Below are 3,645 nucleotides of genomic sequence, written 5' to 3' on the forward strand. Positions count from 1 at the left end.
TTTCGAAAATTAAAAAAGAAAATAAAATTAAATACTCAGCAAAAACAAAAAATAAATTTTCTTGCCAAGGTTGATTTGCATATGCTTGATAGCTTAAAAATATTACAAATGTCCAAACAATAGGGAACTTGTATTTTGTGAAAACACATAAAATTAAGGGTGTTGCTAAATACCAAGGATGCACAGTTGTGGCTGTAAAATAATAAAAACACAAACCAAACAATAAGGCTGTTATTAGTTGTTTAAAAGAATTGTTTTTTCTAAAAGAGGTAAGTACAAGTAAAAATAAGATGGTTAAAATAGGAGTTATTTTACCAATAATTGCAATTTCATTATAGCCTCTAAATAAATAGCCAATTTCTCTAAATAAGTAATAAAAACTAGCATTAAACTCAAAATTTCGAAACCATAAACCTACAGAATCTGTATAATTTGTAATTAATTCTGATGTGTAAAAAGGAATAAATAGAATAATTGTTATGCTTATAATAATGATATAAAATCCGAATAATTTTAATAACCCTGAGAAATTTGGAAACTGCTTTTTAGTTTTCGACTGCGCGCGAACAGTTAAGGAATTACGTTTTCCACTCGCATGAAAACTTTTTGTAAACCATTGAAAAAATAATGGTAAAAATAACAAGGGAATTAATTTTATAGAAACAGAACAAGCCATTAACAGGGCAGCAAAAACCCATTTTCTTTGTTGTAATTTATAGAAAGCCCAAACTAAAAAAAAGAGCATTACAGATTCAAAATGTAGATTGCCTGTCATCTCTATAATAATAAACGGATTTAAAACATACCAGAATATGTTTTTAATAGGCAGCTTTAAATTTTCTAATAATTTTTCTCCAAAATATAAAATTCCTACATCGGCTAGAATGATAAGGATTCTTAAAACAACAACAGCACCAAAAATACTTTTACTAGCAAAAAGTGCGGCAATTAAAAAACACAATTGGTTTAAGGGTGGATAATTTGTGTAGTGGCTTCCATTTAACTGTCCCATTCCTGCATACAACTCATTAGCATCAGCAATAGGTGTTAAGTTTTGTTGTATAAATGTTTCGGGTAAGGATAAATAAGGATTGAATCCTTCTAAAATCATCCGACCATCCCAAATAAAACGATAAAAATCTTGTGATAAATTAGGTATTGCAAATAGAAATACTAACCTTAACAAAATACTAATTCCTACTAAGTTTTTAAAGGAAATGTTTTTGTTTTTAATGATAGCATAAAAGCAGCCAAATAAAAATATCCAAAGAAAAGAAAAACTGTAAAATTGAGTTCGTTCTAAAAAATAGGCAAAGAAAAAGTAGGCAAGTATGCTTAAAATAATGGCTATAAAATGACTATTTTTTTTTTGAAGAAACATTATGCTTTAGAAAAAACCGATTTAAAAAATACGTAACTAAAACCTATAAAAAGCATAAAGTGAAATGGAAACAATCCAAAATCTCCACCTTGTGTACCTACCACAAATGCACTGTACATACCAAAAACAAAATACAACGCTAAAATACCTTCTAAAATTACATGAACAGAGGGTTTGTTTTTTATATATATGTTATTTTTCCAACCATCTTTTATGGTTTTTATATTAAACTTTGGGGTTCTTACAAATTCACTTTTTTTACCAAAATGACCTTCTAAAACTGCAATAGTATTGTGTAAGGAAAAGCCCATTGCTATTGAGAAAAAGGTAAAAAATGCACCAATGTATTTAAAGAAGTTTTTAATACCACCACCATACGTGTTTTTGTACATAAACCAGTAGCAAACAAAAAAGATTAAAGAGCTAATTACAAAAAAACTCATCACATAAAAATAAATTTTTAAATGCTCGTATTCATTTTTTATATATAACATAGGTATGCTTAAAACGGCTACTAAAAAAATACAGGTAAACATAGAGCTATTTAGTAAGTGTAATAAACTGTGTATTTTAGTTTTAAAAGAAACGTTTTTACTTTTAATAACACGTTTCATCATTTTTTGAAAATTTTCTGCGCCCCCTTTATTCCATCGAAATTGTTGTGATCTTGCAGCACTAATAATTACCGGTAATTCTGCGGGCGTTTCTACATTTTCTAAGTATTTAAATTTCCATTTTTTTAATTGAGCTCTGTAGCTTAAATCTAAATCTTCCGTTAGTGTATCTCCTTCCCAATTGCCAGCATCGTAAATACATTCTTTACGCCAAACACCTGCTGTACCGTTAAAATTGATAAAGTGTCCTTGGCTATTTCTACCCACTTGTTCTAACGTAAAATGAGCGTCTAATGCAAAAGCTTGTATTTTTGTTAGGGTAGAGTAGTTTCTGTTGATATGGCCCCAACGTGTTTGAACTACACCAATTTTTTTATCTTTAAAATAGGGTATGGTTTGTAGTAACCAATCTTTTTTGGGTAGAAAATCAGCATCAAAAATGGCAATAAATTCGCCCTTTGCGATTTTTAAACCTTCTTTTAAAGCACCTGCTTTAAAACCTTGCCGATTAGATCTTCGAATGTGCTGTATGTCAATTCCTTTTTCTTGTATTTTTTTAATATGTTTTGCAGTGGTTTCTATAGACTCATCTGTAGAATCATCTAAAACCTGTATTTCTAATTTATCTATTGGGTATTCTAATTTAGCAATGTTTTTTAACAAACGTTTCATTACATACAACTCATTAAAAACAGGTAATTGTATGGTTACAAAAGGGATTTCTTCTGGATTAGATAAATTAAATTTTTCTGATGTTTCTACTTTTTTTCTTGCTTTTAGGTAATTTATAAGCAAGTTTAATTGTGCTAATGCGTACATAAAAATTAGCAGTAGAGCAATAGAATAAGTGATGATGATAATGTACTCTAAAACCATTATTTGAAACTGTATTTAAAAATCCAACTTAAGATTTTAATTCCTGCAAATATAGAACCTTTTACAGTTCCTGAAACTTTAGAAACACCAATTCTATTTCTATATTTCATCGGTATTTCTGTATATGTTAGTTTTTGTTTTAAGGCTTTTAACTGCATTTCTACCGTCCAGCCATAGGTTTTATCTTCCATATTTAAAGCTAACAACTTTTGGTATTTTATAGCCCTAAAAGGACCCAAATCTGTAAAATTTGCGTTAAAAAATAATTTCATTAAAAAAGTTGCTAACCAATTCCCAAAAACTTGTTGTGGTGTCATAGAGCCGTTTTCTCTTAATTCTTTAACTCGTGCTCCAATTACAAAATCTATATTATTTTCTATTATCGGTTGTACTAATGCTGATAATTGTTCTGGGTAGTCAGAATAGTCTCCATCTAAAAAAACAATAATATCGGGTCTGGTATCTTTTTTCGCAATATAATCCATCCCTTTTAAACAAGCATAACCATACCCTTTTCTTTCTTCTGTTAAAACAGTTGCACCCGCTTTTGCTGCATTTTCTTCAGTTTTGTCAGAAGAGTTGTTGTTTACAACAATAATTTCTTCTACAATTTTAGGTATATCATTTATAACGTTTGCAATAGAATCTTGCTCATTATAAGCCGGAATAATTACTTTAATTTTTATACTCATTAAAATTTTACATTTGGGTTGTCTCTCTTAAAACTTAGATAAGAAGTCCACTCTCCAATTTTTTTATTAGACTTGTAAAGTG

The 3,645-nt window shown here is 29.0% G+C and carries 3 protein-coding genes; all 3 read right to left on the reverse strand.

The window, feature by feature from the left end; all coding sequences use genetic code 11:
• On the reverse strand, positions 1-1,381 hold a 1,381-nt coding region (locus ACTG3S_RS04460), incomplete at its 3' end, for a mannosyltransferase (RefSeq protein WP_439128171.1).
• On the reverse strand, positions 1,381-2,871 hold the full coding sequence (locus tag ACTG3S_RS04465; protein ID WP_439128172.1) for a cellulose synthase family protein: 1,491 nt from the start codon (positions 2,869-2,871) through the stop codon (positions 1,381-1,383). The genes ACTG3S_RS04465 and ACTG3S_RS04460, both read right to left, overlap by 1 nt.
• Positions 2,871-3,563 carry a glycosyltransferase family 2 protein gene (locus ACTG3S_RS04470; RefSeq protein ID WP_439128173.1) on the reverse strand — a complete coding sequence of 231 codons (693 nt, stop codon included), beginning with the start codon at positions 3,561-3,563 and terminating at the stop codon, positions 2,871-2,873. The genes ACTG3S_RS04465 and ACTG3S_RS04470 overlap by 1 nt, the downstream gene beginning before the upstream one ends.
• Between the last annotated feature and the right edge of the window lie 82 nt (positions 3,564-3,645).

The organism is Polaribacter sp. (genome assembly GCF_965656025.1).
Classification (GTDB): domain Bacteria; phylum Bacteroidota; class Bacteroidia; order Flavobacteriales; family Flavobacteriaceae; genus Polaribacter.

What these genes read in the sequence shown, in the direction of transcription:
- ACTG3S_RS04465 (WP_439128172.1), bottom strand. Translation starts at nt 2,871, where the DNA reads ATGGTTTTAGAGTACATTATCATCATCACTTATTCTATTGCTCTACTG.
- ACTG3S_RS04470 (WP_439128173.1), bottom strand. Translation starts at nt 3,563, where the DNA reads ATGAGTATAAAAATTAAAGTAATTATTCCGGCTTATAATGAGCAAGAT.